The sequence below is a fragment of the Bradyrhizobium sp. USDA 4369 genome (genome assembly GCF_054056435.1).
Genome location: NZ_JBSRYH010000001.1, coordinates 5,881,582 through 5,899,079 on the forward strand (window position 1 = coordinate 5,881,582; position 17,498 = coordinate 5,899,079).

Sequence of the window (17,498 nt, forward strand, 5' to 3'; positions counted from 1 at the left end):
TCATGGCTAGGGTCTACGTCTCCACCGTCGTCAATGCCCGCAACGACCGGGTGTGGGCGCGCGTCCGCGACTTCAACGGCCTGCCGAACTGGCATCCCGCTATCGCCGAGAGTCGCATCGAAGGCGGCGAGCCAGCCGACAAGATCGGCTGCGTCAGGGATTTTCGCCTGCGCAATGGCGACCGCATCCGCGAGAAGCTGCTCGGCCTGTCCGACTACGACATGTTCTGCACCTATTCGATTCTGGAATCGCCGATGGGGGTCTCGAACTACGTGGCGACGCTGCGGCTGACGCCGGTGACCGACGGCGACAAGACGTTCCTGGAATGGACCGCCGAGTTCGACTGCGCGCCCGAGCGCGAGGCTGATCTGGTTGGCTCGATCGGCGGCGGCGTGTTCCAGGGCGGCTTCGACGCGCTCAAGCGGGCATTTGGAGGCTAGAACGGTGCCGCACGTGGTCAAGAGCACGATCATCGATGCGCCGACCGCGGTCGTGTGGGACGTGCTGCGCGACTTCAACGGCCACGATCGCTGGCATCCGGCGGTTGCCACGTCGGCGATCGAACGCTCGCAGACGTCCGACAAGATCGGCTGTGTCAGGCGCTTCCGCCTCAAGGACGGCTCGGAGCTGCGCGAGCAGCTGCTCGCGCTGTCGGATCTCGAACAGACCTTCAGCTATTGCCTGCTCGATACGCCGATCCCGATGTTCAACTATGTCGCCCATGTCCGGCTGCTGCCGGTCACCGACGGCGATCGCACGTTCTGGCACTGGGAGAGCCGCTTCACGGCCCGGCCCGAGCAGGCGGAGACGCTGGCGCGCATGGTCGCGGAAGACATCTACCAAGCCGGCTTCGAAGCGATCCGATCGCATCTGAAGCAGGCGGCATGAGCACGAGGTGAACCGATGCCGGTGACGGTGAAGACCTTCCAGGCCCTGAGTGAGGCGGCGTCCGCGCTGTCGTCGGACCGCGCCGCCCGCTATCTCGGCGGCGGCACGCTGGTGATGCGCGATCTCAACGAGGGTGACGTGTCGATCGCGACCGTGGTCCGCGCCACCGATCGGAGACTGCAGACCATCGACGCGTCTGGCGCGCGCGTCCGCATCGGTGCCGGAGTGACCTTTGCGCGCGTGCTGGCCGAGCGCGATCTCGCCTTCCTGCATCCGGCCGCGCGCTCGATCGGCGGGCCCGCGGTCCGCAACATGGGCACCGTCGGCGGCAATCTGTTTGCGCCTGCGCCATTCGGCGATTTCACGGTCGCGCTGCTCGCACTCGACGGCATGGTCGCCATGCAGGGCGGCTTCGGCCTGCGCGATATGCCGCTCGAGGAATTCCTGCAATCGCGCGACCGCCAGGCCGGCGCGCTGGTCGTTGCCGTGTCCTGCATCCGGCCCGCGTCGGCCGAAGCGTTCTATTATCGCAAGATCGCCCGCATCAAGCCGAAGGGCGGATCCGTCATCACGCTCGCGGCGCATGTTCCGCAGAGCGGCGGCCGCGTTACCGGCGCGCGCATTGCGCTTGGCTCGATGGCGCCGACCGCGATCCGCGCCAAGGGCGCCGAGCGCGCGCTCGAAGGCCGTCCGCTCGACGCCAGCACGATCAACGCAGCCGCTGCCGCGGCGAGCGAGGGGACCGCGCCGACTGACAATTCACTGGCCAGCGCGTGGTACCGCCGCGAGGTCGTCGGCGTGCATCTGCGGCGGCTTCTGTCGGGACAGGAGAGCTAGAGCGTGACCAAGACCCCTTTGCAATTCCGTCACAACGGCCGTGACGTCGCGCTGTTCGTCGACGGCGGGACAAATCTTCTCGTCGTGCTGCGCGAGATGGTCGGTGACGTCACGCCCAAATTCGGCTGCGGGCAGGGCGGCTGTGGTGCCTGCACCGTGCTGATCGACGGCGAAGCGCATCTCTCCTGCCTGACGCTCGCCGAGACCGTCGAGGGGCGCGCGGTCGAGACGCTCGACGGTATCAAGACCGGCCCCAATCTGCACCCGCTGCAGCAGGCGTTCGCCGAAGGGTTCGCGGCCCAATGCGGCTATTGCACGCCGGGCATGCTGATGGCGGCCAAGACGCTGCTCGACAGGATTCCGCAGCCGAGCCGCGAGCAGGTGGTGGAAGCGATCTCCGGCAACATCTGCCGCTGCACCGGCTACGAGCCGATCATCAACGCGGTGCTGGCGGCGGCCGCATCGCGTCGCGCGAGCGCGTGAGGGGGAAATTGCCATGCTGGAACTGCGCAAGGACATCTTCGCCGACGAGCGCGACGACAATCTCAACGAGGTCGGCAAGGGCACCCAGCGCCAGGACATGCTCGGCCACGTCACGGGCACCTCGACCTATTTCAACGATCACAAGCTGCAGGGCATGCTGCATCTGAGGGTCGTCAGGTCGGCGCAGCCGCATGCACGGCTGCGCCGGATCGACACCAGCGAGGCCGAGCGGAGCGAGGGCGTGCGGCGGATCATCCGCGGCGCCGACGTGCCGCGCAACCTGAACACGCTGCTCAGCCTGATCAATTTCGGCAAGGACGACGAGCCGACGCTCGCCGTCGACAAGGTGCGCTATCGCGGCGAACCCATCGTCGCTGTCGTCGCCGAGACACCGCGTGCAGCGGCCGAGGCGGCGGCCAGGGTGCGCATCGATTACGAGACCTTGCCCGCCGTGTTCGACGTCGAGGAGGCGTTGAAGCCGGGTGCGCCCACGGTCAACGAGACCTATCCGAAGAATACCTTCACCTATCACGAGCGCTACGACCACCAGAAGCTGCGCTTCGGCGATGTCGAGCGCGGTTTTGCCCAGGCCGATCACGTGCTGGAGCAGCGCTACCAGATGTCGCCGATCGAGCACGCGCCGGTCGAGACCAACGGCTCCATTGCCGCGCCGGATACGAATGGGCGCTACGTCGTCTACACCTCGACCCAGGCGCTGTTCTTCTCGCTCGATACCTGCGCCAAGATCCTCGATCTGCCGTCGAACACCTTCCATTTCATCGGCGGCACCGTGGGCGGCGGCTTTGGCGGCAAGGTCGATACCCTGACCGAGCCGCTCGCCATCCTGGCCGCGATGCTGAGCGGGCGGCCGGTACGCTATGTGCTCGGGCGAGAAGAGGAGATGCAGTTCGGGCCGCCGCGCGGCGCCGAGCGCATCTTCATCAAGGACGGCGTGATGCGCGACGGCCGCATCGTGGCGCGTCAGATCCGCGGCTATTTCGACTCCGGGGCCTATACGCGGCTGTCGAGCTACGCCGTCGTCAAATGCGCCGCGCATCTGCCGGGTCCCTATACGATCCCGAACGTCCACGGCGACATCTACTGCGTCTTCACCAACCGAACGCCGGCCACCGCGATGCGCGGCTTCGGCATCACCGGCATGGACTTCGCGCTCGAATGCCAGATGGACAAGCTCGCGCATCTCATCGGCATGGATCCGATGGAGTTCCGCATCCTCAACGCCTATCGCGACGGCGACATGAAGGCGCATCGGCGCGAGGCCAAGAACACCGCGCTGATCGAATGCGTCCAGGTCGCGGCCGAGAAGGCGAAATGGCCCATCCGCGAGGAGTTCCGCAGGATGTCGTCGCGCAAGGATGGCGGCGGTGCGCGGGCCGTTGTTCTCCCCACGTCGCGTGAGCCGGTCAGCGCGCGGCCTGCGCCGGTGCAGCAGCGCACCAGCTATGACCGCGGGCTCTCATCTCCACCGCCCGAGCCGCCGCCACCGCCGCCGCAGAGCCCGGCGCCTTCATCGTCGCATGGCGCGACGCGGTTCTCATCCGTGTTCGGCACGAGGAGGCGCTGACATGACCAGGCACCGCGGCCGCGGCATGGCGGCGATCAACTATCCCATTGGCATGAATCTCGGCGGCGATCCGAGCCAGGCGCTGGTGCATTCCAATCCGAGCGGCAAGTTCACGGTGGCGCTGTCCTCGATCGATCTGGGACAGGGCATGAAGTCGGTGACGCGGCAGATCTGCGCCGAGACGCTCGGCGTGCCCGTCGAGGACGTCTATGTCGACACGGCCGATTCCGACACCGGGCCGCATTGCATGGGCTCGTTCGCGTCGCGTGGCACGCATCGCGTCGGCAATGCCGTGATGGCGGCGGCCAAGGAGGCGCGCGGCGTGATGATGGAGGCGGCGGCCGAAGAGCTCGAGGTCAACGCTGCCGATCTCGAGACCGATGGCCGCGGCAACATCCACGTCAAGGGCGCGCCGCATCGCTCGATCTCGGTGAAGGATGTCGCCATTGCCGCCCAGTTCCAGCAGGGCAAGACGATCTCCGGCCGGGGCATCTTCCTGGTGCCGCTGTCGGACGTCGATCCGGAGACCGGTGAGATGTCTCCTGCCACCTGCTACGCACATGCCTGCCTCGTTGCCGAGGTCGAGGTCGATGACGAGACCGGCGAGGTCGGCGTGGTCAGGATGGACTCTGCCTACGAGCTGGGACGCGCGCTCAATCCGCGTCTGGTCGAGCAGCAGCTGGTTGGCGGCGCCTGGATGGGGATGAGCCACGCGCTGTATGAGACGACCGAGCCGTATTATCCGGATCCGAGGCAGGGGCCGCGCGACTTCGTCGACTATCTGATGCCCGGCCCCGGCGACATCTGCCCGCACGACATCGCGGTGCTGGAGCGGCCGGCGCCGGATGGTCCGTTCGGCGGCAAGGGGCCGGGTGAGATGTGCGCCAACCCGGTGCTGCCGGCGATCGCTAATGCGATCTTCAATGCGGTGGGCGTCCGCATCGACGAGCTGCCGATCACGCCGGAAAAAGTGCTGCGCGCGATCAGGGCCCAGGGCGGCGCGCGGCCGCAGACGCGGCGATAGAGCGAGATGGTGATCCGCAGCAACATCGTCGGCATCGACTCGCCGCAGGCGCTGGAGAAGGCGCTGCGCGCGGCGTACTACCTCGCCGATGACGGGCTGTCGACCGTGGCCTATCTCGCGCTCGCGCTTGGCAAGCCGCTGCTGCTGGAAGGCGCGCCCGGCGTCGGCAAGACCGAGGCGGCGAAGGCCATCGCCGCAGTGCTCGGCCGCAAGCTGATCCGGCTGCAATGCTATGAGGGGATCGACGCCGCGGCGGCGCTCTATGAATGGAACTATCCGCGTCAGATGCTGGCGATCCGCCAGGCTGGCGAGGAGAGCATCGACATCTATGGCGAGAGTTTTCTGATCGAACGGCCGATGCTGGCCTGCCTGCGCGCGCCCGACTCGACGGTGCTGCTGATCGACGAAATCGACCGGGCCGACCAGGAGTTCGAAGCGTTCCTGCTCGAATTCCTGTCCGATTTCCAGATTTCCATCCCCGAGCGCGGCACGGTGCGCGCCGCCGAGCGGCCGATCGTCGTCCTGACCTCGAACCGTACCCGTGACCTGCATGAGGCGCTGCGCCGCCGCTGCGTCTACCATTGGATCGACTATCCCGACGCGGCGCGCGAAGCGCGCATCGTCATGATGCGGGCTTCCAGCGTGGCCGAGGCGACCGCGCGCGCCGTCGTGGCGGCCGTGGCGAAGCTCAGGCGCGAGCCGTTAAGCAAGGCACCCGGGATCGCCGAAGCGGTCGACTGGGCCGAGGCCGCGACGCTCCTGAACCAGACCGGCGCGCGCTGGCCGGATGCGTTCAAGCGCTCGATCGGTGTCGCGCTGAAGGACGAGGAGGATCTGTCCTTCATCGCGCCGCGGCTCGATGCGCTGCTGGCGGAGGCGATGACATGAGCGAGCCTCGCCTGCCCAATGCTACCCAGATCTTCATCTCCTTCGCCGCATTGCTGCGGCGGAACGGCTTCGCGATCGCGCCGGAGCAGACCACTTCGTTTCTCGAGGCCATCGCGCTGCTGGGACCGACCTCCCTCGACGACATCCGCCGCGCCGGGGCGGCGACGCTGGCGCCGCCGCCCGAGCGCCTTGCGACCTATCATCTGCTGTTCGACATCCATTTCGGTGTGAGCGAAGCCGCGGCCCTCAGCGAGTCCGACCAGCGTGACGACGTCGTGCGGCTGCAGGAGGAAAGCGACGGCGCCGTCGACCCCGATCTCGCCGAGGAGCAGAACGAGTCGGGGTTGGCGGCGACGCGCGCCGAGGCGCTGGTCGCGCGGCGCCTTGCTGCCTCGACCGGTGGCAATGCCTTGCAGCGCCTCGCACGACAGGCCCGGGCAAGGCTGCCGAAGCGGCGCGGTCACCGGCGGATGCGCGCGCGACAAGGCGGCTTCGTCGACCTGCGCCGAACCTTGCGCGAGAGTGTGCGGCACGATGGCGAGGTGCTGTGCTTGCGCCGGCTGAGGCGGCGACCGCGGCTGCGCCGTCTGCTGCTGCTGATCGACGTGTCCGGCTCGATGAAGGCGCGCACCGAGGACAACATGCGGCTCGCCCATGTGCTGGTGCAGGCCATTCCGCAAGTCGAGGTGTTCACTTTGGGCACGCGGCTGACGCGCGTGACGCGTCCGCTGCGGCTGAAGCGGCGCGAGCAGGCGCTGCTCGCGGCCTCGCATCTCGTCAGCGACTGGGATGGCGGCACACGCATCGGTGAGGCGCTGCGGGCGTTCCTCGCCGTGCCGCGCTTCTCGACCTACGCGCGCGGGGCGGCGGTGCTGGTGATCTCGGATGGGTTGGAGCGCGGTGATCATCAGGCGCTCCGCGATGCCGTGTGGAAGCTGTCGCTGCGCGCCTGGCGCCTGAGCTGGCTGACGCCGCTGGCGACCGGACCCGGCTTCAAGCCGCAGACGGCAGCGTTGCAGGCGATCGCGCCGCTCGTCGATGACATCGTGCCAGGCGGCTCCGACGAGGCCATCGTTGCCCATGTGCTGTCGCTGGCCCAGAGGAGGGCGGCATGACCGGATACGTCGACGCGCATCATCACATCTGGCGCCAGGCCGATCTGCCCTGGCTGGTCGGGCCGATGCAGCCGCGCATCTTCGGACCCTATGAGCCCATTCGGCGCGACTACACGATCTCGGAATATCTCGGCGACATCGCCGGCAGCGGCGTGACGCAATCGGTCTATGTCCAGACCAACTGGGCCAAGGACGGTTTCGAGGACGAGGCCGCGTGGGTGCAGCGAACGGCTGAAGAGCACGGCTTTCCGCACGCGACCGTCGCCTATGCCGATCTCGCCGTTGATGACGCGCGGCCGCAATTCGATCGGCTCGCCCGCTATCCGCTGGTCCGCGGCGTGCGCATGCAGCTGCATTGGCACGACAATCCGCTGTATCGCTTCGCTGCGTCGCCGGATTTGTGCAACGACCTCCATATCCGTGCGAATGTTGCGCGACTGGCCGACTATGGCTGGTCGTTCGATCTGCAGGTGTTCGCCGGGCAAATGGCCGGCGCAGCAGCGCTGGCGGAGAGCTGTCCGTCGGTCACCTTCATCCTGCAGCACGCCGGCATGCTGGAGGACCTGTCGCCCGCCGGGCGCGAGGCCTGGCGCGACGGCATGCAGCGGCTCGCCGCGTGCCGCAACGTCGTCAGCAAGCTCTCCGGCCTCGGCACCTTCATCCGCCGCACCGATCCCGCTTATGTTGCAGGCATCGTACGCGAGACGATCGGCCTGTTCGGTGCCCAACGCTGCCTGTTCGGCTCGAACTTCCCGATCGAAAAGCTCTGGACGGACTATCGCGCGCTGGTGGCTGCCTACGAGGCAGCCATCCAGGATCTTGATGTGCATGCGCGGGCGCAGGTGATGGGAGAGACCGCGCGGCGGATCTATCGACTCGGATGACGCCCCGCGCAACGACACCAAAAGCAACAGGGAACGCTCATGGCGCTGGAAATCAAGATTCTCGACTATGGTGATATCGAGCTGGAATCGAGCTTCCTCGTGCTCGGCCGCGACTGCGGCCGCACTCGCCGCGTGCTGACGCTCGGCTTCCTGATCCTGGGCGGACCCTATCCGGTCGTGGTCGACACCGGCTATCGCTCCAACCAGATCATGGAGACCTTGGGCATGCGCGGGCTGCAGTACCACGAGAACATGATCGAGAACCAGCTGGCGCGGCACGGCGTGCGCATGGGCGATGTCCGTTATGTCTGCCACACCCATCTGCACATCGATCATGCCGGCAAGGACGATCTGTTTCCGATGAACACGACGGTGGTGCTGAATCGCCGTGAGCTGGAATATTCCGTCTCCGGGCTGATGCATCCGCAATATCCGGCGCCCGACATCAAGCATTTGATCGACCGGCTGCATACCAAGAGCGCGCTGCGCTTCCTCGACCTGGAGCTCACCGGCGCGGTCGAGCTGATGCCCGGCGTGTATTGCGAGGCGGCCAACGCCCACACCGAGGGCTCGATGAACATCCACGTCCACACCGCTGACGGCATCGCCACGATCTGTGGCGATGTCATTTACGATTTCAACGACCAGATCGTGACGCCGTTCAACGAGATCCAGGACGGCGAGCCGCGCACGACAGGCAATCACGGCACCAGCAAGCGCGCCGAGAAAGCCGCGATCAAGAAGCTGCTGTCGAGCTCGCGCTATTTGCTGCCGGTGCATGATCGGCCAGCGAAGATCGAGGGCGGAACGGTGATGGGGCGACTGCACGACCAGGTGCCGGGCCCGGTTGTGCAGTCGCTGCCGCAGCGTCACTGGTTTCCGGCGTGAAGGCTTGAGGCGCAGCCATGACCCACGTGACCTTGCGCAGTGAGTTTGAGAGCCTGATCGATCCCTACGCACCTGTGGCGCAGGTTGCGACCGGCTTCGATTTCACCGAAGGACCGATCTGGCATCCGATCGAGCAGTACCTGCTGTTCTCGGACATGCCGGCCGACGTTCGCCGCCGCTGGGATGCGAAGCGCGGCGTGGTCGAGATGCGGCGTCCCTCGAACAAGTGCAACGGCATGACCTACGACGCCGACCTCAATTTGATCGTCTGCGAGCACGCGACGTCGTCCCTGGTGCGCGAGCGCCCAGACGGCCGCCGGGAGATTGTGGCGTCGCATGTCGAGAATCAGGAGCTCAACAGTCCGAACGACGTCTGTGTCCATTCCAGCGGCACGATCTATTTCTCCGATCCCTGGTATGGCCGCATGCCGGTCTATGGCGTCGAGCGGCCGCGCCAGCTTGGTTTCCAGGGCGTCTATCGCGTGCCGCCCGGCGGCGGCGCGCCGCGGCTGCTGGTCGACCGTTGTCTGTTCGATCAGCCGAACGGGTTGTGCTTCTCGCCCGACGAACGGCTGCTCTATGTCAACGACACTGTGCAGGCGTTGATCCGCGTATTCGACGTCGGCAGCGATGGCGGGCTGTCGAATGGCCGCGTCTTTGCCAGCGGCATTCGCTCGGAACTGGAGCCGGGCGTGCCCGATGGCATGAAATGCGACCAGCGCGGCAACGTCTGGGTGACCGCGCCCGGCGGCGTCTGGGTCTATGCCCCCACAGGCGAGCTGCTCGGCAAGGTGCGGGTGCCGGAGCTGGTCGCCAATCTGGCCTGGGGCGGTGCGGATTTTCGCACGCTCTATCTCACCGCCACGCATTCGCTCTATGCGATCGCGACCAAGGTCGGGCCGCGGCACGAGCCTTATATGAGCGCACGGTCTCGCGGGGCGGCGACAGCGGGCTCGGCGGCATCGAGCGCGAGTTCCGCAGGCGCGCCATCGGCGCCGCTGCTGGCGTCCGGCGACATGCAGCTCGATCCGCGCCGCTGCGCCATGATCATCCAGGACCTGCAGAATGACGTGATCATGGATGGCGGCGCCTTCGCCGATTCCGGCGCCCCCGGTCATGCCAAGCAGCAGCGCGTTGTCGATAATGTCCGGCGGCTCGCCGAGGCCGCCCGCGCCTGCGGCGTGGTCATCATCCACGTCTGGTTCGTCGTCGAGCCCGGCGCGCCCGGCGTGACCCTGAACGCGCCGCTGTTCGAGGGGCTGGTCGATAGCAAGGCGCTGGTGCGCGGCAGCTGGGGCGCAGCGCCGGTGCCGGGCCTCGAGCCGCGAAGCGGGGACTTCGTGGTCGAGAAGATGCGGATGAGCGCCTGGGAGGGCACCCGGCTCGAAACCATTCTGAAGGCCACTGGCCGCGACATTCTCATCAACACCGGGGCCTGGACCAACATGTCGGTCGAGCACACCGCGCGCACCGGTGCCGACAAGGGCTACTTCATGGTGGTGCCGGAAGACTGCTGCTCGACCATGAACGCCGACTGGCACAGCGCGTCGATCAACTTCGCGCTCCAGAACGTCGCCGTGGTCACCCGGGCCGATGCGGTGATCAAGGCGCTGGGGTGAGACATGCCGAAGCTGTTTCATCTGATCGCCTCGCCACGCGCGGACTCCGAGTCCAGCGCCGGCGCGCGCGCCTTTCTCGATCGCTTCGGACAGGCGCGTCCTGGCTGGGAGGTCGACGAGGTCGACCTGTGGCGCGAGCCGTTGCCGGAGTTCGACGGCGAGATCCTGCAGGCCAAATATGCCCGCATGGGCGGGCGCGCTTTCACCGACAGCCAGCGCGCGGCGTTCGCGGTGGCCGAGCGCATGGCGGTGCGGCTCGACCTCGCCGAGCGCGTCGTGATCTCGACGCCGATGTGGAATTTCGGCATTCCCTATAAGCTCAAGCACTGGCTCGACATCATCAATCAGCCGGGCCTCACCTTCCGCTTCGAGCCCGCCCGTGGCTATCTGCCGCTGCTGAAGGATCGTCCGACGCTGGTGGTCCTGGCGAGCGGCGGCGATTTCTCGACCGGCATGAGCCGCGGCCGGACCGATCACGCAACGCCCTACCTCCGCGAGAGTCTTCGCTTCATGGGCATTCTCGACGTCACGTTTGTCGCGATCGGACCGACCAGCGGACCGAACGAGCGCATCCATTCGGCACGCGAGCAGGCACACCGCAGGCTCGTGGAGCTTGCGATGCGGTTCTGATGTGACCCACACGGCCGCCGCGCGGTGGGCATGACCCGTGCGGCACGGCTCTCAACGTGGTCGCGCAGCCGCCGATGCGTCGTCCTGCGCTATTCTGCCCGGCTTTGCCTGGTGTGATGGTCGGCTTGGCCGACCATGCGCGAGATGGGCAGGAGGTGAAGCGGGCTGTCCGGCCGATCGGCGCCATCTGCCAGGATCGCCAAATAGTCATCGAGCCAGGACTTCACAGTTTTTTCGCTGAGCTGGTCCGGCTTGTAGATGCAGGCGCCGGTGAGCCCGGTCGGCAACTCCTCGACCATGATGGTCAGGTAGGCGCTGTCGACGGGCAGCACGGGCCGGCCCTCGGCCGTTGCGCTGTCGAAACGCTGCACGTCGAGTCCGGACAGCTCGAACGGCTTCGGAATCGCGTTCTGGAAGATGAAATACACTTGCGTGAGCGCGGCTAGGTCGAGCTCGGCTGCGCCGGAAAACTCCGCGACCAGAGTTTCGAACGGCAGCTCCTGCCGGGCATGCGCGTCCAGCAGGCTGTCGCGGACGCGCCGAAGCATCTCGCGGAACGACAGCTCGGGTTCGAGCTGGGTACGGACGATCGTCGTGTTCTCGACGGGGCCTACGATGCGCTCCGTCCAGCGCTCGACGCGGTTGGCCATGGTGGTGCCGACGCAGATGTCGCCGCGGCCCGTGCGTGCCATCAGCATCGCCTTGAAGCCCGCCAACAGCGCCATGAAGATGGTTGCGCCGTCGCCATGGCTCAGCCTGGTCAGCCGGTCGATCAATCGCCGCGGCAGATGAAACGCTGCAGTGGCGACACGCGCGCTCAGCTGCTCTCCGGCCTGGCCGGTGGGCGCGTTGAAAAGGGGCGAGGCGCCGCGCAGGCGATGCGTCCAATCGGCAAGCTGCCGGGCGGCGGCCGCGCTCATGCACCATTTGGCCTGCCAGGCGGCGAATTCGGAGAATGAGACCACCGGGCTCGGCAACGATGCCTCACGACCGCCTATGTGGGCCGCATACAGCGCGGCGATCTCCTCGAACAGGACACCCATGGACCAACCGTCCACGATCACATGATGCACGATCAGCACCAGGACATGGTCGTCGGGACCGAACCGCAGCAGCCGGGCGCGCAGCAGCGGGGCGCGTGCGAGGTCGAATGGACGCCAGGCCTCTTGCGCGATGCGCAGCTCCGCCTTTTTCAGCATGAGCGTCCGGGCCCGCTTGTCTCCTGGAGGCGCGGGGATCGCGATGGTCTCGGTCTCGAGCACCGACGTGATCGCCGTGCTGTCCAGCACTTGCGGCTCCGGGGCGGCGTCAACCGAGTGGAAGCTGGTGCGCAAGGACGGGTGCCTGCGGATGACGTCCACGAGGCTGGCTTCGAGCGCCCGGGCGTCGAGCAGGCCGCGCAGCCGGTAGGCATAGGGCAGGTTGAATTGCGGCAGGCCCGGCAGGCCGCGCTCGGTACGGACGATCTGATCCTGCTGGATCGAGATGACGGTACGCTGATCGGATCGCCATTGCACCTGCAGCGTTTGTGGTGCGGCCGTGGCGCGGGCCTGGTCGACGCGCAGCGCCAGCGCTTCGATGGTGCTGGCCTCGAACAAGGTTCGGATTGGCAGAGAGACGCCGAGTGTGCTCGCCACGCGCGCCAGGACGCGGCCGGCGAGCAGCGAATGTCCCCCAAGATCGAAGAAGTTGCTGGTCACCCCGCATTCCCCGCATCCGAGCACGTCGGCCCAGATGCCGGCGAGCAGTTGCTCGGTCGGGGTCCGCGGCGCAACGTGGTCACCGCCTGTCGTTGCCGGGAGCGATCCCAGCGCCGCCAGGGCGGTGCGGTCGAGCTTGCCGTGAGTGGTCATCGGCAGCTGATCCACCATGACATAGCCGGCTGGAATCATATGCGCCGGAAACCTGCTCCGGGCGAAGCCGTTCAGTTCATCGGCGGCTGGCAGTTGGCCGTTTGCAGCAACGATATAGGCGGTCAGCTGCGTGTCGCCATAGCGTGTGTCGCGCGCCAGGATGGCCGCGGCTCGCACGGCCGGGTGCTGCGCCAATGCATGCTCGATCTCTTCGAGCTCAACCCGGCAGCCGCGGACCTTCACCTGCTGATCGACCCGGCCGAAGCACTCCAGCGTGCCGTCTGCGCGCCAACGTGCGAGGTCGCCGGTGCGATACAGGCGCGCGCTGCTGTCCGGCGAGAACGGATCAGGCAGGAAGCGGCTGCGTGTCTGACCGGGATCGTTGAGATAGCCGAGCCCGACGGCGACACCGCCGACATAGAGCTCACCGGCGATCCCGATCGGCACCGGCTGCAGGTGCCGGTCGAGGACGTGCAGCCGCACATGGGCGATAGGACGGCCGATCGGCACCGTGCTTGATGCGGACGGTGGCGCGATCATGCGATGGGTCGCCACGTCGTCGGAGCATTCGGTGGCGCCGTAGGCATTGATGAGAGGCACCTGCGGGAAGTGCCTGAACCAGTCCTCGCACAGATCCGGCGCCAGGCTCTCGCCGGTCGCGATCAGCGCGCGCAGCTGGCCGAGTCCGCGCTTCGTGGCGGCATCCGGAGCCGGCTGCAGGAAAGTGCGCAATTGGCTCGGCACGATCTCCAGCACCGTTGTGCCCTCGCGCGCCATCTCGTACATCAGCCGCGCCTGGTCCTGAACATCGTGATCACCGATGATACGGACCTGGGCGCCGACCATCAGCGGTGCGAGACATTGCCAGATTGCGATGACGAAGCTCTGCGGTGAGGTCTGCGCGACCACGTCGCCGGATGACAGGCCAAGATCGGCGATCTTGGACAGCAAATGATTGACCATGCCCCGCTGCGCGATCATCGCCCCCTTTGGTTCGCCGGTGGAGCCTGACGTGTAGATGACGCAGGCGAGCGAGGCGGGCGATCGCGGCGAAGCCGGGACCGCGCGCGTCGTCTCCGGGGGCGCGATGTCGTTGGTCGCGATGTCATCCAGCAGCAGCACGTCGGGCTGCGCCGTGCGCGGCAGGTCGGCGAGTGCGGCTCGTAGCGCTGCGGCGCTCCGCTGCGTGGCGAGGACGATCCGCGCTGCGCTGTGCCGGAGAATTTTCGTCAGCCGGAGCGTCGGTAAGCTGGGATCGAGCGGCAGGAACGCCGCCCCGGCCTGCTGCACGGCGATCAGCGCCGCGACATAATCGACGCTGCGTTCGGCGAACAGCACGACGATGTCGCCGTCGCTGATCGGCGTGCGTTGCAGCCCGCCGGCAATGGCCTCGGCGCGCTGCGCCAGCCCGGCATAGCTGAGCCTCGTCTCGCCGCAGGAGACGGCCGGAGCCTCAGGTTCGCACTCGACCTGGCGCGCGAAGCGCGTGAGGACATCGTCTGAGCTTGCCGGCGTTGCCGAGCTGGGGGGCCAGCCCTCGACGAGGTGCCGTTGCTCCGCCGGTGACAGCAAGGGCAGCTCCGAGAATGGCAGATCGGGAGCCGCGATGACCTGCTCCAGCAGGGTGCGGAAATGGCCGACCATCCGCTCGATCGTCGCCGCTTCGAACAATTCGCTGCTATATTCGAGCCAGCCGCCCAGCGCTCCGCCGTCGTCGATCAGCTCCAACACAAGGTCGGATCGCGCGATGCCCGGGTCGGGATCGATGGCGCGCGCCGACAGGCTCTCGAGCGCGAGCGGCTTCGCCGCCTTCTGCAGGATGAACATCACCCGGAACAGCGGATTGCGGTCCAGGCTGCGCGGCAGACGCAGCGTGCGCAGGAGCTCCTCGACCGGCAGCTCCTGGTGGCGATAGGCCTCCAGCGTCACGTCGCGGACCCGCTTCAGCACTTCGCGGAAGGTCGGATCGCCCGCCAGATCGGTTCGCAGCACGATCGCGTTCGCGAACATGCCGATCAGCCGTTCGATTTCCAGCTGACTGCGATTGGCAATCAGCGAGCCCACGGCGATGTCATGATGGTCGGTGTAGCGCGACAGCAGGCATTGAAACGTGCCCAGCAGCGTCATGAACAGGCTGACATGGTTGGCGCGGCTGAAGCTGCGCAGCCTCTCCGACAGCTTTGCCGGCAAACGAACCGGGATGCGGGCGCCGCGGCCGGTCCACTGCTCGGGCCGGGCCTGGTCGGTTCGCAGCGGCAGTTCGGTCAGGCCCTCCAGCCGGCGGCGCCAGTGGTTCAATTGCGCCTCGGCCGCCGGCGTGGCGAGCCACGCGCGCTGCCACTGCACGAAGTGCCGATATTGTTGCGACAGCGCGTCGAGGCGGCACGGCTTCCCCTGGCAGTAGCCGTTGTAGAGTCGTTCGAGCTCGTCGAAGAACAACCGGTGCGACCAGCCATCGGTGATCAGATGATGCAGCTTGACCAGAAGGACGTGCTGTTGATCGCCGAGCTGCAGAAGCTGGATGTGCACCGGCGGGGTGGTCTCGATCTCGAACGGAGACCGCAGCACGTCGAGCATGTGAGTCTGGACGGCCGCCATCTGCCCGGATTGAGGGACGGCGCGAAGATCGCGCCGCTCGATCGAAGGATGTCGGGGCGTTACGGTCTGCCGCACCTCTCCGAGCTGGTCGGGAAAGATCGAGCGCAGCGTCTCGTGGCGGTCGCAGATCGACGCGATGCTGGCGTCGAGCGCGCCGATGTCGAGCGGGCCGGTCAGCATGAGTCCCGAGATCACGTGGTATCTGGATGGATCGGGATCGATCGCGGCGAGCAGATGGATGCGCTGCTGCTGAAGCGACAGGGGGCCGCTCTGGTCCGGAGCGCCGGCCGGTTGCAGGCGCTGCACACCTGCATGATCCTGCAGAGTCTCGACACGTTCCGCCAGCGCGGCCACCGTCGGTGCGTCGAAAATGTCCTTGAACGTGATCTCGGCGTCATAGCGCGCCCGGAGGCGGGCGATCAGCTGGGTGATCGTGAGCGAATCCGCGCCGAGCGCAAAGACGTCCTCATTCACCCCGATTTCATTGAGCCCGAGCAGGTCGGCCCACATGCTGGCGAGTTGCCACTCGGTTTCCGACCGCGCGGGCACCAGATGTCCACCGCGATGGATGTGCGAACGCGGCGCCGCGATCGACAGCTGGCCGGCCAGCTCACCGCGAACAACGCTGCCGTCGGCGCCTTTCGGGAAAGCAGTGACGACGCGGATCAGGCCGGGGACCTTGAACCGCGCCAGCCGCTCGCTGGCGAAGCGTCGGAGCTTCTTGACGTCGATCTTGTGCTGCGGCCTCGCGATCACCGCGGCCGCGACGTCCTCACCGAGCCGCGTATGCGGAATCGGAAACACCACGGCTTCGGCCACGTCGGGGTGGCGCATCAAGGCATTCTCCACCTCCTTCGGCGAGACCTTCTGTCCGCCGCGGTTGATGATGTCGGCCTTGTTGATGCGGCCGAGCAAGAAGAGATAGCCATCGGAATCGAGGTAGCCGAGATCGCCAGTCCGGAACCAGCCGTCGCGGAACGCTGCGCGCGTCGCGCTCTCGTTCTTGTAGTAGCCGCGGGTGATCGCGGGCCCCTGGAGCACGACCTCGCCACGTTGCCCGGCCGCGAGCACGCGGCCCTGGTCGTCCATGATCGCGATGGCAGCGCCGGCGGGCTTGCCGACCGAGCCGGCCTTGCGCCGTTCCAGGGGATTGGCGGCGATTTGGCTCGCGGCTTCGGTCATGCCATAGGTCTCGATGACGGGAACGCCAAACAGGCTTTCCAGCTCGTCGAGGACGCTGGTGGGCAGCGAAGAGGATGCGGATCGGATCAGCCGCAGGTGGGTCTTGATGCCGTCTTTGCGCCGGCGCGCCGCTGCGATCAACGCGCGATGGATCGGCGGCACGGCCGTGTACCAGCTGGCCTCGAAAGTGGTGAGCCAATCCAGGAACGCCGCGGCGTCGAACTCCGTCGGGCAGACGACGCTCGATCCGGATGCAAGCGCCGTCAGCAGGCCGGAGATCAGGCCGTGCGCATGCACCAGCGGCTGGACGTTGATCAGCCGGTCGTGCGGCGCGAGCGCCAGAGCAACGCCCGCGCTATAGGCCGAGTGGCAAATGCCGGCCTGTGTCAGAGGCACCAGCTTCGGCCGCGCCGTGCTGCCGGATGTCAGGAGCACGAAGGCATCGTCCGACGGTTGCGGCATGTCGCAGGTTACGGCCGGCCGCGGCGCCGAGCAGGTGAGACCGAAGGATCCGATCGCCGCGTCGGTGCGGAACGACAGATCGATGACCGGGATCGCCGTCGCATAGGCCACGCTGCGGCTGACCGACTCGATCCCCGGACAGGTCAGCAGTGCGGTGATCTCGAGGTCGCTCAGTGCGCGCCGCACCTCGTCGGAGGAAAAACCGGCATGGAGCGGCACGCAGACGGCACCGCAGGCGACGGCGACCGTCGCCACTGCGGCATCGGCGCCGTTCGGCAACACCACGGCCACACGATCCCTGGCGCCAATGCCGAACCCGCGCAACTCGGCGATGATTTCCGTCGTCCGCCGCCACAGCCCGCCATAGGTCAGTGCGGTTCGATCGGGCGCCAGAATGGCGAGGCGCTCCGGTTGGACCCGTCCGTAATGGGTAAGGGCATCCGCCAGTGAACAGAACTGCGGCTGCACGTTGGGCGTCGCGGTGACCGATGATGGGGCTGGAACGTTCGACATGTCTGTCCCGAGTGATGCAGGCTTTCGCCTGCGCGCCGTCTGATCGTGC

The 17,498-nt window shown here is 67.1% G+C and carries 13 protein-coding genes; 12 read left to right on the forward strand and 1 reads right to left on the reverse strand.

Annotated elements, in window-relative coordinates; all coding sequences use genetic code 11:
• Window positions 1-2 precede the first annotated feature (2 nt).
• The 12 genes from ACVIJ6_RS26685 to ACVIJ6_RS26740 are packed head-to-tail and all read left to right on the forward strand — an operon-like array spanning window position 3 to window position 10,841.
• Window positions 3-440, forward strand: a complete 438-nt coding sequence (locus ACVIJ6_RS26685; RefSeq protein WP_006609919.1) for an SRPBCC family protein — start codon at window positions 3-5, stop codon at window positions 438-440.
• Window positions 441-444: 4 nt separating this feature from the next.
• A complete protein-coding gene (locus tag ACVIJ6_RS26690) occupies window positions 445-888 on the forward strand; it encodes an SRPBCC family protein (protein ID WP_456775140.1) in 444 nt (147 codons plus the stop codon).
• A 15-nt stretch (window positions 889-903) separates the two neighbouring features.
• The gene (locus ACVIJ6_RS26695; protein WP_456775141.1) at window positions 904-1,725 is read left to right on the forward strand and encodes an FAD binding domain-containing protein; all 822 of its coding nucleotides are present in this window, start codon (window positions 904-906) and stop codon (window positions 1,723-1,725) included.
• Window positions 1,726-1,728: 3 nt separating this feature from the next.
• Complete coding sequence (locus ACVIJ6_RS26700; RefSeq protein WP_456775142.1) at window positions 1,729-2,208, forward strand: (2Fe-2S)-binding protein; 480 nt, start codon at window positions 1,729-1,731, stop codon at window positions 2,206-2,208.
• Between the two features lie 13 nt (window positions 2,209-2,221).
• A complete protein-coding gene (locus ACVIJ6_RS26705; RefSeq protein ID WP_456775143.1) occupies window positions 2,222-3,793 on the forward strand; it encodes a xanthine dehydrogenase family protein molybdopterin-binding subunit in 1,572 nt (523 codons plus the stop codon).
• A gap of 1 nt (window position 3,794) precedes the next feature.
• Window positions 3,795-4,817, forward strand: coding sequence for a xanthine dehydrogenase family protein molybdopterin-binding subunit (locus ACVIJ6_RS26710; protein ID WP_456775144.1), 1,023 nt, complete (start codon window positions 3,795-3,797; stop codon window positions 4,815-4,817).
• Between the two features lie 6 nt (window positions 4,818-4,823).
• Window positions 4,824-5,705: an AAA family ATPase gene (locus ACVIJ6_RS26715; RefSeq protein WP_456775145.1), complete on the forward strand. Its 882-nt coding sequence runs from the start codon at window positions 4,824-4,826 to the stop codon at window positions 5,703-5,705.
• Window positions 5,702-6,820, forward strand: a complete 1,119-nt coding sequence (locus tag ACVIJ6_RS26720) for a VWA domain-containing protein (RefSeq protein ID WP_456775146.1) — start codon at window positions 5,702-5,704, stop codon at window positions 6,818-6,820. Before ACVIJ6_RS26715 ends, ACVIJ6_RS26720 begins: the two co-directional genes overlap by 4 nt.
• Window positions 6,817-7,704: an amidohydrolase family protein gene (locus ACVIJ6_RS26725; RefSeq protein WP_456775147.1), complete on the forward strand. Its 888-nt coding sequence runs from the start codon at window positions 6,817-6,819 to the stop codon at window positions 7,702-7,704. The genes ACVIJ6_RS26720 and ACVIJ6_RS26725 overlap by 4 nt, the downstream gene beginning before the upstream one ends.
• Before the next feature lie 39 nt (window positions 7,705-7,743).
• Entirely contained in the window at window positions 7,744-8,592 is an 849-nt protein-coding gene (locus tag ACVIJ6_RS26730) for an MBL fold metallo-hydrolase (protein ID WP_456775148.1), read from the forward strand.
• Window positions 8,593-8,609: 17 nt separating this feature from the next.
• Complete coding sequence (locus tag ACVIJ6_RS26735; RefSeq protein WP_456775149.1) at window positions 8,610-10,211, forward strand: isochorismatase family protein; 1,602 nt, start codon at window positions 8,610-8,612, stop codon at window positions 10,209-10,211.
• Window positions 10,212-10,214: 3 nt separating this feature from the next.
• A complete protein-coding gene (locus ACVIJ6_RS26740) occupies window positions 10,215-10,841 on the forward strand; it encodes an FMN-dependent NADH-azoreductase (protein ID WP_456775150.1) in 627 nt (208 codons plus the stop codon).
• A gap of 89 nt (window positions 10,842-10,930) precedes the next feature.
• Here ACVIJ6_RS26740 and ACVIJ6_RS26745 read toward each other — a convergent pair whose 3' ends face one another.
• Entirely contained in the window at window positions 10,931-17,449 is a 6,519-nt protein-coding gene (locus ACVIJ6_RS26745; RefSeq protein ID WP_456775151.1) for an amino acid adenylation domain-containing protein, read from the reverse strand.
• Between the last annotated feature and the right edge of the window lie 49 nt (window positions 17,450-17,498).